Genomic DNA, 14,787 nt, shown 5'->3' on the forward strand with positions numbered 1-14,787 from the left:
GGTGCACATGACTGCGCACCCTATGGTTTCTTTCAGGATCGGATTAGAAGCCCGGGCCGATTTCCCATTTGGCCAGCAGAGCGTTCAGCGTTCCGTCATCCTTCATCGACTGGATCGCCGCGTCGAACTTGGCTTTCATCTCGCCATCGCTTTCGCGCACGCCCATGCCGACGCCGCCGCCGATCAGCTCTTCCTGCTCCATCAGCATCAGGTCGGCGTTTTCCTGCGCGATGGGCGAGAGATAGGCCTTGTCGGCGAGAACCGCGTCGGCCTCGCCATTGCGAACTGCGGCGATGGTTTCGTCTGGTGTGGCGAACTCGACCAGGGTGGCGCCCGACGACGCGATGAAGGCGGCCTGGATCGTGTTGGTTTGCGCGGCTATGACGCCGCCCGCGATATCCGCGTCCATCGACAGGGCCATGTAGGCCGAGGGATCGGGCTGGGTGTAGTTCTGGGTGAAGTCGATCACCTCGTCACGCTCGGCGGTGATCGACATGCCGGCGATGATGGTGTCGTAGTTGCCCGATACGAGGTTGGGAATGATGCTGTCCCATTCGTTGGTGACCCATTCACAGGTCAGTTCGGCGCGTTTGCACAGCTCGTCGCCCAACTCGCGCTCGAAGCCGTCAACTTCGCCCGCGTCATTGATGAAGTTATACGGAGGGTAGGCGCCCTCGGTGCCCATGCGGACGGTATCGGCCATGGCCATTCCGGCGGTAAGCGCCAGGGCGGCGGTGGTCAGGATCAGTTTTTTCATGTGATTGCTCCCTTGGTTTGATTGATTGGTAGTTAGTCAGATGTCACGGTTGTCGGCGAACCATTTGGCGTTGAGCCGCTTGAGCGTACCGTCGGACCGAAGCTGGGCCAGACCGGTGTTGAATTGGTTGCGCAAGGTGGTGTCCTGCTTGCGGAACCCCGCCGCCGCGCCTCCGGCCTCGATCACTTCGGTGCCTAGTATGGCGAGCGTGCGGCTGGTGCGATAGACCAGCGGTTCGAGATAGTCGGGACTGCCGAAGGTGATGTCGGCGGCCCCATCAAGCACCGCATCGAGCGCCTTGCGGGCGGTGGCATAGGTTTCGACCCGTAATCCGAGGGTCCGTAGGTGGTCCTCGTGTATGGTGTTTTCCTGCACCGCGATCAGGCTGCCGTGTGGTGACTGGAAGGTGTGGGCACCGACATACATGCCGGTGGCGCCATCGTCGGAGGGGAAATACTCGGTGCCGAAGGCGATCTGACGCGCCCGTGACGGAGTGATGGCCATACCGGCCATGATCACGTCGAAATCACCGGCCAGAAGATCGGGGATCATGGTGGCCCAGTCGGTGATGACCCAGATGACAGATAGACCCCGGGCGGCGCAGATGGCTTTGCCGAGGTCGACCTCGAATCCTTGCAGGTTGCCGTTTTTGTCGAGCGAATTGTAGGGCGGGAAGGCACCTTCGGTGGCGATGCGGATCGTCGGCATCGGTGGCTCTTCCACGGTGGTTGCCAGTGACGGGCTGGCGAGCGACGCGCCAAGAAGCGTCAAGGCATGGCGGCGGGTCAGGCTCATGCATGCACCGTCGAACTGAGAAAGCCCTTGAGCCGTTCGGATTTCGGGCTGCCGAAGAGCGTGTTGGGCGCGCCCTGTTCTTCGACAAGGCCCTCGTGCAGAAAGATAACCTGATCCGAGACATCGGAGGCCAGTTTCATGTCGTGGGTGACGATCATCATGGTCCGGCCCTCGATGGCCAGATCCTTGATAACCTTGACAACTTCCTGTTCAAGCTCGGGGTCAAGCGCCGAGGTCGGTTCGTCAAACAAAAGCGCCTGAGGCTCCATCGCCAACGCCCGGGCTATGGCGGCGCGCTGTTGCTGGCCACCCGAAAGCTGTGCGGGAAAGGCATCGCATTTGTCCCCGATGCCGACCTTATCGAGATAGCGGCGCGCAGAGGCTTCGGCCTCGGCTTTGTCGCGGCCAAGCACTGTGACCGGGGCCTCCATCACGTTTTGCAGAATTGTCAGGTGGGCCCAGAGATTGAACTGTTGAAACACCATCGACAGGTTGGTGCGGATGCGCAGAACCTGTTTGGGATCGGCAGGACGGCGGTGATGGCCGGTGCCTTTCCATTTGACCGGTTCGCCATTGAACAGGATCTCACCCTGTTGGCTGTCTTCAAGCAGGTTGGCACAGCGCAAAATGGTCGATTTACCCGAGCCCGACGAACCGATGAGCGAGACAACGTCTCCTTTGTGGGCGGTGATGTCGACGCCCTTAATCACCTCGAGCGCGCCGTAAGCCTTGTGCAGGTTTCGGATTTCGATGACGGGCGGCGTGGTGGCGTCGGGTTGGGGCACGGGTGGGTTTGGAACTCTTGTTGCAGCAGCTTCCGACAGAGTAGGGCGGAAAAATCCATGTTTTGCAACGAAGAATCGCTGTGACTGCCCTAGGGGAAGGCAGGTTTGCAAAAGGTGGAAGCAGTCGGCGGCGCCTCAGAGATTTGGTGCAGGCGCCAAAGGCTGTTCGAGATAGTGGCTCGCGGGGATGTGGGAGAGGCCCTTGAGATGGAGCGTGGAACGGATTTCGGCGGGAAGATCAATGATCGCTTGGGATACGGCATCGAAGATTGGCGCGGGGTCGCGGCTAACCGCAGTGATCAGGGGCAGGCCAGGGGTGGGTGTGGTCGCCGCAATGACCTGAAGGGAGGTTGCGAAAGGGTCATGTCGTTGGATGAATTGCCATGTAACGGCATCGACCGCGGCGAAATCAGCCTGACCCTCGGCCACAGCGAGGGCCGAGGCGCGGTGCGCCCCGGATTGCTGGAGCGGACCGAAGTGAAGTCCCAGTTCGGCCATGTGCGCGTAAGGAGCGGCCCAGCCGGATTGGGACAACGGTTCGTTGTAGGCGAAGCGTTTGCCGGCGTAGTCCGCGAGAGAGCTGGGGCCGTTGGAACGGGCGATGAAGAGCGAGCGATAGTAGCCGGGCCGGCAACCAGCGAGGCCATAATCCGGCGTGCCAACCAAGGTGACATTGGGGTGCAGGCGGGCACGGTAGGGCAGGCCGCAAGTCTGGGCCAGAAGCAGGTCGGGGGATTGCCAGACCTGCCAGAGCTCCGAGGAGCGGGTCAGGGTTTGTGGGCCGTATTCCAGACGTGCTCGAATAGCGGCCCACAGCGCATCGTTGGCAGCGGCGGTCTCGGCCCGGTCATACATGGGCAGGCTGGCGATCACGCGCTTCGACCTTCGGCAGCGTGTCGTGCGCGGGCGCTTTCGCGGTCATTGATGCCAAGAAGGTTGGCGATGACCCGCATTGAGCTGTCTTCGTGATCGTCGCGGGTGCCATCTGCCAGCACCACGGCCCACATGGACTGAAGCACGCCAACGCGCTCCTCATGCGGCACGGCGTCCTTGATGGCCCGGGTGAAACGGACGGTGTCGGGGGCCTCGGATTCGAGCGTTTCAGCCTTGGCGCGCAGGTCCGCCACCTCGAAGGGGGAAAGACCAAAACGGTCAGAAAGGATTGTGTCGATCTGCCGGATCTCGATCTCGGCATAATCGCCATCCGACCGGGCCAGGCGCACCAGCAGTGCGGCCAAGGCCAGACGGGCGTCATCATCGGCCAACGGGGCGGGAGAGGGCGTGGTCAGTCGGCGCAGGAATTCGGCGAACATTGAATCAGTCCTTGGGGACGGAGGCAGCGGCGCGGGCGGCGGCGTTGTCATCCTCGCTGAGGCCGAGCGCAGCGCAGGTGGCGTTGATGACGCTAAGCTCTTCGGGGCGTTCAAGCCCGTCGGCCTGAAGCACTTGCCACAGGGCGCGCAAAGTATCGAGTCGGCCTTCATGCGAAACGGTTTCGCGGATCAGTGCGGCGAAGCTTTTAGTGTCGGGAGCCAGTGCTTCGAGTCGTTCGCAGGTGGCGCGCATCTTTGCGGCCTCGATCGGGCCGATGCCATTGGCACGTGCCAGCGTGCGGTCAATGCGTTGGATTTCTTCGACCCGGTAACTGTCGTCGGATTTGGCAACCCGAACCATGAGGGCGCCAAGCGCCAGTTTGGCGTCGGGTTCGGGCAAGGGTTCCGGTTTTGGAGCAGAAAACGCGGACAAGATACGTTGTACGATGGGCATGAGTGTTGGTTATCCGTCGTAGCCTTCGATGATGACGATATCGCCGGTCGAGACCGCCTCGCGGATCGCCTTGGCGGCTTGGTATCCGGCAGACTCATAGCAGTCCAGCGCCGCCTGGTAGGACGGAAATTCGATCACCACGTTGCGCGAACGTGAACTGCCTTCGGGATTGGTGAACTGCCCGCCGCGTACCAGGAACCGAGCGCCATACTCGGCGAAAGGTGCAGCATTTGCCGCGACATAGTCTTTGTAGGTTTCGAGGTCGTCAACATCGACCCGCCCGATCCAGTAGCCCTTTGCCATATGCGGCCTCCCTTTGGTTCTTACGCCGGATGCTGCGCCGGTCGCGGCGCAGGGTCAAGCGCCTAACCGGTCAACTGCCCTTTGTCGAAGGCCAGATTGTCGATCGAGATGCCTTGCGGGTCATCGTTGAGGATTAGGATGCCTGCAATATCAGGGACATTGCCGCGTCGGACGAACCCGAAGCTTTCTTCTGACAGTGCGCCGATTCGCAGGCGGGTAATTTCCGTACCGTCCCGGCGGAGGAAAGAGATATCCAGCGTTCCGTCCTCACCGCCGCGCAAGTCAAAGGCAATCGCCGCCTGATCATTGTCGAACTCTATGGCAATGGCGCCTTCACCGACAGCTTCGGTGCGGGGGAAAGCGCCCGGGCCGTGGCCCTGAATTACTGTGGTCGGCCCGATCTTCATTGCCCCAAGGGTCGCCCCGGGCGCACCTGGAATGGCGGTTAACGGGGAAAGGGCAGGTCCGGTGACCCGGTCGTAGTCGCCGGAATATGACAGGGACTGACCGGCAAACCGTTCGCCAAATCGGGCACCGGGGCGAACCAGAAGATCGTCGATCGGATGTCCGATTCCAAGCGAACTGCGCACGTCCTCGAAGGTAATCACGTGGGCCAGGGCAAGCTGGTCACGAGATACCAAACAGACCGGATCGTCGCACGGAGGCGGGTTGGTTTGAGCCCCCGCTGTTGGCGGTAGAACGGCGGCAATACCCAATGAAAAACAAACAATGCTTTGTCGGATCATGCCAAACAGAATAGCACATTTTGCAACAAACCGTTGGGGGTGCTGGCTGAGATCGGTCACGATTCCGCAGTCCGGCCACAATTGCTCCGCTTTTTCGGCGTTTTACCTCGCTAGATTTCCCGCTGACCATACCTTCTTGGATGCGCAGTCGGGGGCTGCATCGAAGCAAGGCAGAAAACAACGCAGGAAATGGACTGCATGTCACAAGAAGAATTCAGCGGCCTGAACCGTGAAGAACAGCTCAAACACGTACAAAGCGCGTCGGTGGACGAGCGCAACGAGATCATGCGCGCCTATGATTGGGAACAATACCCCGAGGCCGTTCTGGGCTGGATTTCCGCGCAAAAGGGAATAACGCTGAATACCGCTTTGCTCGCGTTCTTCAAGGGAGATCCGTGGCGGTTCAATTACCTGCCCAAGCGGGATGTCGGCGCGGAATTCCGTAGCACCGCGAGCCTGCTTGATTCGATCTGTCAGCGGATCAATGCCGGGTTTTACCTTCCCGGCGCGGATCAACCCTGTGAGATTGGTTTGCGGAAGCTCGATAAGTGGGTCGAGAACCAAAGGCGCGACCAACGCACCCATCGTCGCGGCCGTTGGGTGATCGAGGCAGAGGTTCTGGACCCGATACTGACCTGCAAGCGCAGGGCGATGGAGAATGAACTGCGCCGCGAGGCGGAGGCCGAGGTAGCAGAGGCCACCCCTGCGGCACCGATAGAGAGTCGCAGCAGGGGGTTTTCGCTGAAAAAACTGGCCGGCGCGTTGACCGGGTAACCGTTAGACCAGGCGCGATGTTTCCACAGCGGCGCGCACGAAATCAGCAAAGAGCGGGTGCGGTGCGAAGGGCTTGGATTTGAGCTCGGGGTGAAACTGCACCCCGATGAACCACGGGTGATCCTGCCATTCGACGATCTCGGGCAGGCGGCCATCGGGTGACATGCCCGAGAAGGTCAGGCCGCATTTCTCCAGCTTGTCCCGATACTTGATGTCCACTTCGTACCGGTGGCGGTGACGCTCCTCGATGGCGGTACTGCCATAGACCTCGGCCACTTTCGAGCCTTCGGTGAGGGCCGCGTCATAGGCACCCAGACGCATCGTACCGCCCTTGTCATCGTTGGCCTTGCGCTTGACCGTGTAGTTGCCCTGCACCCATTCCTTGAGGTGGTAGACTACCGGGGTGAAGCGTTTTTTACCCGCCTCGTGGTCGAATTCTTCCGAGCCTGCATCCTTGATCCCGGCCTTGTTGCGCGCGGCCTCGATCACCGCCATCTGCATCCCGAGGCAGATGCCCAGGTAAGGCACATTGCGTTCGCGGGCGAATTGCGCGGCCTTGATCTTGCCCTCGGTGCCGCGCTCGCCAAAGCCACCGGGCACGAGAATGGCGTGGTAGCCTTCGAGATAGGGGGCGGCGTCCTCGGCATCAAATACCTCGGCATCGACCCAGTCGACGTTGACCTTGACCCGGTTGGCCATACCGCCATGGGTCAGGGCCTCTTTGATCGACTTATAGGCATCTTCAAGCTGGGTGTATTTGCCGACAATGGCGATGTTGACTTCGCCATCGACGTTGTGCAGTCGGTCCGCGACGTCTTCCCAGATCGTGAGGTCAGGTTTAGGGGCTGGCGAGATCTGAAACGCGTCCAGTACCGCCTGGTCGAGGCCGACATTGTGATAGGCCAGCGGGGCTTCGTAGATCGACTTGAGGTCATAGGCGGGGATCACCGCCTCGGGACGGACATTACAGAACAGCGCGATCTTTGCGCGTTCCTTTTCCGGGATCGGTTGTTCCGAGCGACAGACCAAAACGTCCGGCTGGAGGCCGATGGAGCGCAGTTCTTTAACGCTGTGCTGGGTCGGTTTGGTTTTCAACTCGCCCGAGGCCGCGAGGTAAGGCAGCAGGGTGAGGTGCATGAAGATGCACTGACCTGGAGCTTTGTCCTGGCTGAACTGACGGATGGCTTCGAAAAATGGCAAGCCCTCGATATCGCCGACCGTACCGCCGATCTCGCAGAGCATGAAATCGACTTCGTCATCGCCGATTTCTATGAATTCCTTGATCTCGTTGGTGACGTGGGGGATGACCTGAATGGTCTTGCCGAGGTAATCGCCACGCCGCTCTTTCTCAAGAACGTCGGTATAGATACGGCCAGAAGAGACCGAGTCGGTCTTGCGGGCGGGCACGCCGGTAAAACGTTCGTAGTGGCCGAGGTCGAGATCGGTTTCGGCTCCATCATCGGTGACGAAAACCTCGCCATGTTCAAACGGCGACATGGTTCCGGGATCGACGTTGAGATAAGGGTCGAGCTTGCGCAGGCGGACCGAGAAGCCGCGGGCCTGAAGCAAAGCGCCAAGCGCCGCCGAAGCGAGGCCTTTCCCAAGTGAAGAAACAACCCCGCCGGTGATGAATACGTAGCGCGCCATGTGGTCGGTGATCCCCCGTGAACGGCCTTTGCTGGCCGAAATATTGCCTGCCCGACGGGTCCGAATGACCCCTCGCTCACGGGGTTTAAGATATACAGGATTCGCTTGTCCTTGGCAACCGGACCGCAAGATGATGTTGTTGGTTTTTCAACTTCATCAACAGGTTGTGGTTGTGCGAGGGGGCGAAAACCTGTCTGCAAAAGCCCCGTGCGTCTTTTGCAGCGGCCCGAAGGCCAGTTTCAGATGGTGCCGCGCGACTGGTGTCAGTCGGCGCGCGGGACAAGCGGTGCGTTGTCGCCATTGCCCGGCGGCAGTAAGCTGTCGCCTTCGAGCGTGGGTGTTGCCGGGGCAGATTCCTCGGCGGCCGGACGATCACCGAGCCGATCCATGACCGAGGTGCCTGCGGAGTTCTTTGCCGCGATCAGCGTCAGCGAGATCGAGGTGATGATAAACCCGATCGCCAGGATCCAGGTTACCCGGCCAAGGGCCGTTGCCGCGCCACGCGCCGAAACCGCGCCACCGCCGCCGCCCATGCCGAGGCCGCCCCCTTCAGAGCGTTGCATCAGCACCACGCCGATCAGGGCGAGGGCTAGAAGAAGGTGGATGATGAGAACGACGTTTTCCATGTGCGGACCGGCCTTACAAAGCTATCTCGCGGCTATGTAGGGTAAAGGTCCGGGTGGTGCAAGTCATGAGACGGTATTCATTCGTCCACATCGTCCATGTCGGCCTGACCCGAGAGGGCGCGACGGACATGGCTCCAGCTGAGGCCGATTCCCAGCACCGCGGACAGGGCCAGGATGCCGATCCAGGTGTTCTGGGTGGTGTTTTCCAGCGTCAGCCAGCCCCAGTCGTAAAGCACCCAGAGAAGCGCACCGACGACGGCGAGGACCAGGAGCATGCCAAACGTGCCGATCGAGCGCAGGGTGGCGCGGAGATAGATGATGTAGCCGACCAGCAGGAGCAGGCCGAAGAGCAGGGTCAGCGGCATCTGTTCCGCATAATTGGCCTGCGCCCAGTGGACAAAGTTCCATTCGGTCGGATTGAACGTGGCGGCCAGAAGAAAAAACGCAAAGAGCCAGCGAAGCAGGAAGCCCATGTTGCACCTCGGAGGAGTTATTTGGACCTATAGAGGCAGGGAGTTTCGCGCTTGTCCAGCCGATGCGGCGAATTTGCGGTTTCGCCCGGGGCAGGGCCGCTATATACCGGCGCGGGTTTTCAAAGAAAGACGCAAAGGATCGTCATGGCCAACGTAGTCGTCGTCGGCGCCCAATGGGGCGATGAAGGTAAAGGCAAGATCGTGGACTGGCTGAGCGAGCGGGCGGATGTGATCTGTCGCTTCCAGGGCGGGCACAATGCCGGCCACACGCTGGTGATCGACGGCGAGGTCTACAAGCTTCATGCGTTGCCCTCGGGCGTGGTACGTGGCGGCAAGCTGAGCGTCATCGGCAATGGCGTGGTGCTGGATCCGTGGAACCTGCTGGGCGAGATTGAGACGATCACCGCGCAGGGTGTCGAGATTTCGCCCGAGACGCTGATGATTGCAGAGAACACGCCGCTGATTCTGCCGTTCCATGGCGAGCTGGACCGGGCGCGGGAAGAGGCTGCCAGCAAGGGCACCAAGATCGGCACCACCGGGCGCGGCATCGGCCCGTGTTACGAGGACAAGGTGGGGCGCCGGGCGATCCGGGTGGCGGATCTGGCGGATGATGCGACGCTGGAGGCGCGGGTTGATCGGGCGCTGCAGCACCATGATCCGCTGCGCAAGGGGCTTGGGGTTGCGCCGATTGATCGCGATGATTTGCTGGTGCAACTGCGTGAGATTGCTCCGAAAATCATGAAATACGCAGCACCCGTGTGGAAGGTGCTGAACGAGAAGCGCAAGACCGGTAAGCGGATCCTGTTCGAAGGCGCCCAAGGCGCGCTTTTGGACATCGATTTCGGCACATATCCGTTTGTGACCTCGTCGAACGTGATCGCTGGCCAAGCGGCGACCGGAGTTGGCGTGGGGCCAGGTGCGGTCGACTACGTGCTGGGGATCGTCAAGGCTTATACCACCCGCGTGGGTGAGGGGCCGTTCCCGACCGAGCTGTTTGACGCGGATGGCCAACGTCTGGGCGAGCGGGGTCACGAGTTCGGCACCACCACCGGGCGTCAGCGGCGCTGCGGCTGGTTTGATGCCTGTCTGTTGCGGCAGACCTGCGCCACCAGCGGCGTCAGCGGTATCGCCCTGACCAAGCTTGATGTGCTTGACGGGTTCGAGACGCTGAAAATCTGCATCGGGTACGAACTCGATGGAAAACGATTGGACTACCTGCCGACGGCCGCCGATCAACAGACCCGTTGCACGCCGATCTACGAGGAACTGCCAGGGTGGAGCGAATCGACCGAAGGGGCGCGCAGCTGGGCCGATCTGCCGGCCAATGCGGTGAAATACGTGCGCCGTGTGGAGGAACTGATCGACTGTCCTGTGGCGCTTGTATCGACCAGCCCGGAACGTGAGGACACGATCCTGGTAACCGATCCGTTCGCCGATTGAGCGGGACAGGTTTTTTCGCGAAAATCGGAGTGCGTCCGGTTTCAGACGGAGGACTGAATGTTCGAGAAACTGTCCTATAAGGCGCGCAGACGGTGGGCGTTGATTGTTCTGGTCGTTGGTATGCCGCTTTACATCGTGGCTTGTGTCAGCGTGTTGGGCGCGCTGAACCGTCCGCCGTTCTGGCTGGAATTGTTGGTTTACGTCGGGTTGGGGTTGGCGTGGATTTTGCCCTTCAAGGGGCTGTTCAAGGGGATCGGGCAGTCTGACCCGGATGCACCGGTCGATGATGAGTGATGCTTGCGGCAGTAATTTCGGGCTGTTAAGCATCGCTCGATACCCGATTGTTTTCATCGGAAACCCATGAGGCGCCATGAGCATCCCTGTTCCAAGGCTTGAAATCCGCCATATACGCCGCGCCTTCGATGGCCGCGCGGTGGTGGATGACGTGTCGCTCAGGGTGATGCCGGGGCGGGTGACCTGCCTGCTGGGCCCCTCGGGTTGCGGCAAGTCGACCACGCTGCGGATGATCGCCGGGGTCGAGATGCAGGATTCGGGCGAGATCTATGTCGACGGCAAGCTGATCTGCGACACGGTGTTTCGCATCCCGCCCGAGCGGCGCCATATTGGGTTGATGTTCCAGGATTTTGCCCTGTTCCCACATCTGAGCGTGGCCGACAACGTAGCCTTCGGCTTGAAGGGTGGGCGCGACGAAAAACGTGGGCGGGTCGAGGAACTGCTGGGTGAAGTTGGGCTGTCGCGTTTCATCGACGCCTTTCCGCATGAGTTGTCCGGAGGAGAACAGCAGCGGGTGGCGCTGGCGCGCGCGCTGGCGCCGAGGCCTGGGATCATGTTGATGGACGAGCCGTTTTCCGGGCTCGACAACCGGCTCAGAGATGACATTCGCGATCTGACTTTGGATGTTTTGAAACAGGAAGATGCTGCCGTTCTTCTGGTCACGCATGAGCCGGAAGAGGCGATGCGGATGGCCGACGAGATCGCGCTGATGCGCGACGGGAGAATCGTGCAGCAAGGTGCGCCCTATAACATCTACAACGCGCCGATCGACAAGTCCGCAGTGGCTTTTTTCAGTGATATCAACGTGATCCGGGGAAAAGTTCAGGGCGCGTTGACGGATACGCCCTTTGGCCAGTTTCTGGCGCCCGGGGTGCCGGACGGGCAGGAGGTGGAGATTGTCATCCGCCCGCAGCACCTGAAAATCGACTTTGATCGGGGCGGGCGCGGACCCGATCCGACGCCGCAGGATGGGGTGCCGGCGCGGGGTGTGGTGGAACGGGCGCGCTTCATGGGCAGCGAGAGCCTTGTGGAGTTTCGCATGGATCATGACGGGTCGGTGCTGAAGGCGACCGTGCCGAATGTGTTCCTGCCCAGCCCCGGCAAGGCGCTGTGGCTGACGATCCGGCGGGATCGGTGTTTCGTGTTCCCGGTGCGCTAGCATTCCTGGAAAGCGCAGGAGTGGGGCGTTGCCCCACATCCCGAGGTATTTGTTGGTCAAATGAAGGGGCTGGATGCGTTTTGCTGGCGTGTGTCGTGCGGGGAGCTATAGTCCGATCTCATGAGTGATGACGGGAAAACCTTGCGGCGGGGCTGGACCACCGGGGCCTGCGCGACGGCGGCAACCAAGGCAGCGTTGATGGCGCTGTGGGGCGAAGGGTTTCCTGAGAGAGTGCGGATCACCTTGCCCAGGGGAGAGCGGCCGGAATTCGAGATTGCGTATGCCGAGGCGAGCGAAGGTTGGGCTGAAGCCGGGGTAATCAAGGATGCAGGTGATGATCCGGATGTGACCCATGGGGCGATGATCCGGGCGCGGGTTGAGGCGTCTCCCGACGGGGTTTGTTTCGAGGCCGGGGAGGGTGTTGGCACCGTGACCAAGCCGGGGTTGCCGGTGGCGGTGGGGGAGCCTGCAATCAACCCGGTGCCACGGCAGATGATGCAGGGTATTGTGGAGGAGATGGCGGCGCGGCTAGGACAGAGCCCGGATGTTAAGATCACAGTCTCGGTGCCGGAGGGGAAGGCGCTGGCGCAGAAGACCTGGAATCCAAGGCTTGGGATCAGCGGAGGGCTGTCGATCCTGGGTACAACCGGGATTGTACGGCCGTTTTCCTGTGCGGCCTGGATCGCTTCGATCCATCGCGGGGTGGATGTGGCACGGGCGACGGGGGTGCGCCACGTAGCCGGATGCACGGGTGCGACCAGTGAACGGGTTGTTCAGGGGCTCTATGGGTTGGACGATAGCGCGATGATCGACATGGGCGACTTCGCTGGGGGAATGCTGAAATACCTGGCCAAGCATCCGGTTGAGCGGGTGACCATCGGCGGCGGGATTGGCAAGATCACCAAACTGGCGCAGGGGGCATGGGATTTGCATTCGAAACGCAGCCAGGTGGATTTCGATGCTTTGGCCGGGATGGTCGGGGTGGATGGTGTGGCGCGGGCCAATACGGCGCTGGAGGCTTTTGAGATTGTCGGGGCGCCGCTGGCTGCGAAGGTTGCCGAGGCGGCGCTGACACAGGTTCAGGCGCGGTTCGGGGGCGAGATGCGCTTCGACATCGTGGTGATCGACCGGGATGGTAAAATCATTGCGAGGGCGGGTGCGTGACGCTTTTGTTGCTGGCCGGGACAGCGGAGGCGCGGGAGATTGCATCGCGCATTGCCGAAGAGGGTGTGCAGGCGGTGGCGTCCTTTGCCGGGGCGACCAAGGCACCGGCGGTATTGGACCTGCCCATGCGTTCCGGTGGGTTTGGCGGTAAAGACGGATTTCGCAAATACTTGCGCGAAGAGAGGATCAGCGCGGTGCTGGATGCAACCCATCCGTTTGCAGCGCGGATTTCAGAACGGACAGCGCGGGTCTGCGGCGAGCTTGGCTTGCCATTATGCCTGGTGTTGCGTCCGGCGTGGGAGCCGACGGCGAAGGATGATTGGGTATCCTTGAAGGATGAAACGGATGCCATGAACCATGTTCCGGAAGGGGCGGTGGTATTTCTGGCGACCGGGCGGCAGCGGTTGGAGAAGTTTGCCGGACTGGTGGGACGCCGGGTGATCTGTCGTGTGGTTGATCCGCAGCAGGATGCGTTTCCGTTCGAAAATGGCGAATACCTGGTGGGGCGGCCTTCCGAGGATGTGGCCGAGGAGGAGGCATTGTTTCAACGCCACGACGTGGAGTGGCTGATCGCGCGCAATGCCGGGGGGCAGGCGGCGCGGGCCAAGCTGGAGGCGGCACGAAATCTGGGGATTCGGGTGGGGTTGATCGAGAGGCCTGCGCCGCCGCAGGGCATCAGCGTTCAGACGGTCGATGCGGCACTGGATTGGGTGAGAGGTCTACCATGAGCGTTGGGCGGGTGATCCGAGGGTCGGATTGCGTGGCCGAGGGAGCGAAATGGCTCGAGGCGCGCGACGAGGGGATGGCCCGGGCGCTGCTGGCGATTGACGAGGTGCCGCTCAGGCTTCGGCCGGACGGGTTCGCTCAGTTGCTGAGCGCGATTGTCAGCCAGCAGGTCAGTGTCGCCAGCGCCAATGCAATCTGGGCACGGGTGCAGGCGGCCGGGTTGAATGATCCCGCGCGGGTGGCCGGGGCAGACGATGAGGCGCTGCGGGCGGTGGGCTTGAGTCGGCCAAAGGTGCGCTATGCGCGGGCGTTGGCGATGGCCGGGATCGACTATCCGGCGTTGCGGGAAATGCCGAGTGACGAAGTGATCAAGACGCTTGTTGCGGTGCCCGGGATCGGGCTGTGGACGGCGGAGATCTATGCAATGTTCAGCCTGGGCCGGGCGGACGTGTTCGCGCCGGGAGATCTGGCGCTGCAGGAAGCGGCGAAGGTGCTCTATGGTTTGAAGGAACGGCCCAAGGAAAAGGCGTTCCGCGAGATGGCCTTGAGATGGTCGCCCTGGCGGTCGGTTGCAGCCCGGGTGCTGTGGGCCTATTACCGTGTGGCAAAAGACAGGGAAGGGATCCGATGACACGAGTATTGCAGGCCGGGCGCAAAGCGCCGGTATCGGGGATGACGCGCTCGGTTGTGGTGTTTCTGCATGGCTATGGTGCCAACGGGGCCGACCTGTTGGGACTGGCCGATCCGCTGGGTGAACATCTGCCTGATACGCTTTTTGTGGCGCCGGACGCGCCAGAGAACTGCCCGGGCGTGCCCTTTGGCTATCAATGGTTCCCAATCCCCTGGATCGACGGGTCTTCGGAAGAAGAGGCCGAGCGGGGTATGCAGGCGGCTGTCGAGGATCTGGATGCATTCCTGGATGCGTTGTTGGTGGATGAGGATCTGCTGCCTGAGCAGATGGTCCTGTTCGGCTTCAGCCAGGGCACGATGATGAGTCTGCATGTGGCGCCGCGTCGCGAGGACGAGATTGCCGGGATCGTTGCCTTTTCGGGGCGGATCATGTCGCCGGAACTGCTGGCGGATGCGGCGGTGTCGAAGCCGCCGGTGTTGCTGGTGCATGGGGACATGGATGACGTGGTGCCACCCGCATCGCTGCCGCAGGCGGCAGAGGCGCTGCAAGGCGCCGGGTTCACGGAAGTGTATGCTCATGTGATGAAGGGCACTGGTCATGGGATTGCGCCCGATGGGCTGTCGGTGGCGCTGGCCTTCATGCGAGACAAGCTGGGGCTTTGAGGTCAAAGGTTAATCCTTGATCCGGGCACCGGGCGGTT

At 61.6% G+C, this 14,787-nt stretch carries 19 protein-coding genes; 8 read left to right on the forward strand and 11 right to left on the reverse strand.

Annotated features, from left to right (window positions below; all coding sequences use genetic code 11):
• Window positions 1–43: 43 nt before the first annotated feature.
• The 8 genes from RXV86_RS03375 to RXV86_RS03410 form a co-directional block, all read right to left on the reverse strand.
• Window positions 44–757, reverse strand: a complete 714-nt coding sequence (locus RXV86_RS03375) for a transporter substrate-binding domain-containing protein (protein WP_316297462.1) — start codon at window positions 755–757, stop codon at window positions 44–46.
• A 36-nt stretch (window positions 758–793) separates the two neighbouring features.
• Window positions 794–1,552: a transporter substrate-binding domain-containing protein gene (locus tag RXV86_RS03380; RefSeq protein ID WP_316297464.1), complete on the reverse strand. Its 759-nt coding sequence runs from the start codon at window positions 1,550–1,552 to the stop codon at window positions 794–796.
• Window positions 1,549–2,337: an ATP-binding cassette domain-containing protein gene (locus tag RXV86_RS03385; protein WP_316297466.1), complete on the reverse strand. Its 789-nt coding sequence runs from the start codon at window positions 2,335–2,337 to the stop codon at window positions 1,549–1,551. Before RXV86_RS03385 ends, RXV86_RS03380 begins: the two co-directional genes overlap by 4 nt.
• A gap of 135 nt (window positions 2,338–2,472) precedes the next feature.
• Window positions 2,473–3,210 carry a PhnD/SsuA/transferrin family substrate-binding protein gene (locus RXV86_RS03390; RefSeq protein WP_316297467.1) on the reverse strand — a complete coding sequence of 246 codons (738 nt, stop codon included), beginning with the start codon at window positions 3,208–3,210 and terminating at the stop codon, window positions 2,473–2,475.
• On the reverse strand, window positions 3,207–3,650 hold the full coding sequence (locus RXV86_RS03395; RefSeq protein WP_316297468.1) for a TerB family tellurite resistance protein: 444 nt from the start codon (window positions 3,648–3,650) through the stop codon (window positions 3,207–3,209). Before RXV86_RS03395 ends, RXV86_RS03390 begins: the two co-directional genes overlap by 4 nt.
• A 4-nt stretch (window positions 3,651–3,654) precedes the next feature.
• A complete protein-coding gene (locus RXV86_RS03400) occupies window positions 3,655–4,104 on the reverse strand; it encodes a TerB family tellurite resistance protein (protein ID WP_316297469.1) in 450 nt (149 codons plus the stop codon).
• A gap of 9 nt (window positions 4,105–4,113) precedes the next feature.
• Window positions 4,114–4,407: a DUF1330 domain-containing protein gene (locus tag RXV86_RS03405; protein WP_316297471.1), complete on the reverse strand. Its 294-nt coding sequence runs from the start codon at window positions 4,405–4,407 to the stop codon at window positions 4,114–4,116.
• Between the two features lie 62 nt (window positions 4,408–4,469).
• Window positions 4,470–5,048: a hypothetical protein gene (locus RXV86_RS03410; protein ID WP_316297473.1), complete on the reverse strand. Its 579-nt coding sequence runs from the start codon at window positions 5,046–5,048 to the stop codon at window positions 4,470–4,472.
• Window positions 5,049–5,351: 303 nt separating this feature from the next.
• On the opposite strand from RXV86_RS03410, the gene RXV86_RS03415 reads away from it, so the two are divergent.
• Window positions 5,352–5,927, forward strand: coding sequence for a hypothetical protein (locus RXV86_RS03415; protein ID WP_316297475.1), 576 nt, complete (start codon window positions 5,352–5,354; stop codon window positions 5,925–5,927).
• 3 nt (window positions 5,928–5,930) lie between these two features.
• On the opposite strand, the gene RXV86_RS03420 is transcribed toward RXV86_RS03415, so the two are convergent.
• The 3 genes from RXV86_RS03420 to RXV86_RS03430 all read right to left on the reverse strand — a co-directional run bounded on the left by RXV86_RS03420 (window position 5,931) and on the right by RXV86_RS03430 (window position 8,673).
• On the reverse strand, window positions 5,931–7,574 hold the full coding sequence (locus tag RXV86_RS03420) for a CTP synthase (protein WP_316297476.1): 1,644 nt from the start codon (window positions 7,572–7,574) through the stop codon (window positions 5,931–5,933).
• A 263-nt stretch (window positions 7,575–7,837) separates the two neighbouring features.
• The gene (gene secG / locus RXV86_RS03425; RefSeq protein WP_316297478.1) at window positions 7,838–8,200 is read right to left on the reverse strand and encodes a preprotein translocase subunit SecG; all 363 of its coding nucleotides are present in this window, start codon (window positions 8,198–8,200) and stop codon (window positions 7,838–7,840) included.
• A gap of 77 nt (window positions 8,201–8,277) precedes the next feature.
• Complete coding sequence (locus RXV86_RS03430; RefSeq protein ID WP_316297480.1) at window positions 8,278–8,673, reverse strand: DUF6524 family protein; 396 nt, start codon at window positions 8,671–8,673, stop codon at window positions 8,278–8,280.
• Window positions 8,674–8,817: 144 nt separating this feature from the next.
• On the opposite strand from RXV86_RS03430, the gene RXV86_RS03435 reads away from it, so the two are divergent.
• The 7 genes from RXV86_RS03435 to RXV86_RS03465 all read left to right on the forward strand — a co-directional run bounded on the left by RXV86_RS03435 (window position 8,818) and on the right by RXV86_RS03465 (window position 14,749).
• Entirely contained in the window at window positions 8,818–10,113 is a 1,296-nt protein-coding gene (locus RXV86_RS03435; RefSeq protein WP_316297481.1) for an adenylosuccinate synthase, read from the forward strand.
• Between the two features lie 57 nt (window positions 10,114–10,170).
• Window positions 10,171–10,407, forward strand: coding sequence for a DUF2842 domain-containing protein (locus RXV86_RS03440; protein WP_316297483.1), 237 nt, complete (start codon window positions 10,171–10,173; stop codon window positions 10,405–10,407).
• A 76-nt stretch (window positions 10,408–10,483) separates the two neighbouring features.
• Window positions 10,484–11,566: an ABC transporter ATP-binding protein gene (locus RXV86_RS03445; protein ID WP_316297484.1), complete on the forward strand. Its 1,083-nt coding sequence runs from the start codon at window positions 10,484–10,486 to the stop codon at window positions 11,564–11,566.
• A gap of 120 nt (window positions 11,567–11,686) precedes the next feature.
• Window positions 11,687–12,730: a cobalt-precorrin-5B (C(1))-methyltransferase gene (locus RXV86_RS03450; RefSeq protein WP_316297485.1), complete on the forward strand. Its 1,044-nt coding sequence runs from the start codon at window positions 11,687–11,689 to the stop codon at window positions 12,728–12,730.
• Window positions 12,727–13,458, forward strand: coding sequence for a cobalt-precorrin-6A reductase (locus RXV86_RS03455; protein ID WP_316297487.1), 732 nt, complete (start codon window positions 12,727–12,729; stop codon window positions 13,456–13,458). Before RXV86_RS03450 ends, RXV86_RS03455 begins: the two co-directional genes overlap by 4 nt.
• Entirely contained in the window at window positions 13,455–14,087 is a 633-nt protein-coding gene (locus RXV86_RS03460) for a DNA-3-methyladenine glycosylase 2 family protein (RefSeq protein ID WP_316297489.1), read from the forward strand. The genes RXV86_RS03455 and RXV86_RS03460 overlap by 4 nt, the downstream gene beginning before the upstream one ends.
• Window positions 14,084–14,749, forward strand: coding sequence for an alpha/beta fold hydrolase (locus RXV86_RS03465; protein ID WP_316297491.1), 666 nt, complete (start codon window positions 14,084–14,086; stop codon window positions 14,747–14,749). Before RXV86_RS03460 ends, RXV86_RS03465 begins: the two co-directional genes overlap by 4 nt.
• Window positions 14,750–14,787: the final 38 nt, after the last annotated feature.

It is taken from the genome of Aliisedimentitalea sp. MJ-SS2, assembly GCF_032586155.1.
Lineage (GTDB): Bacteria > Pseudomonadota > Alphaproteobacteria > Rhodobacterales > Rhodobacteraceae > JAWHTC01.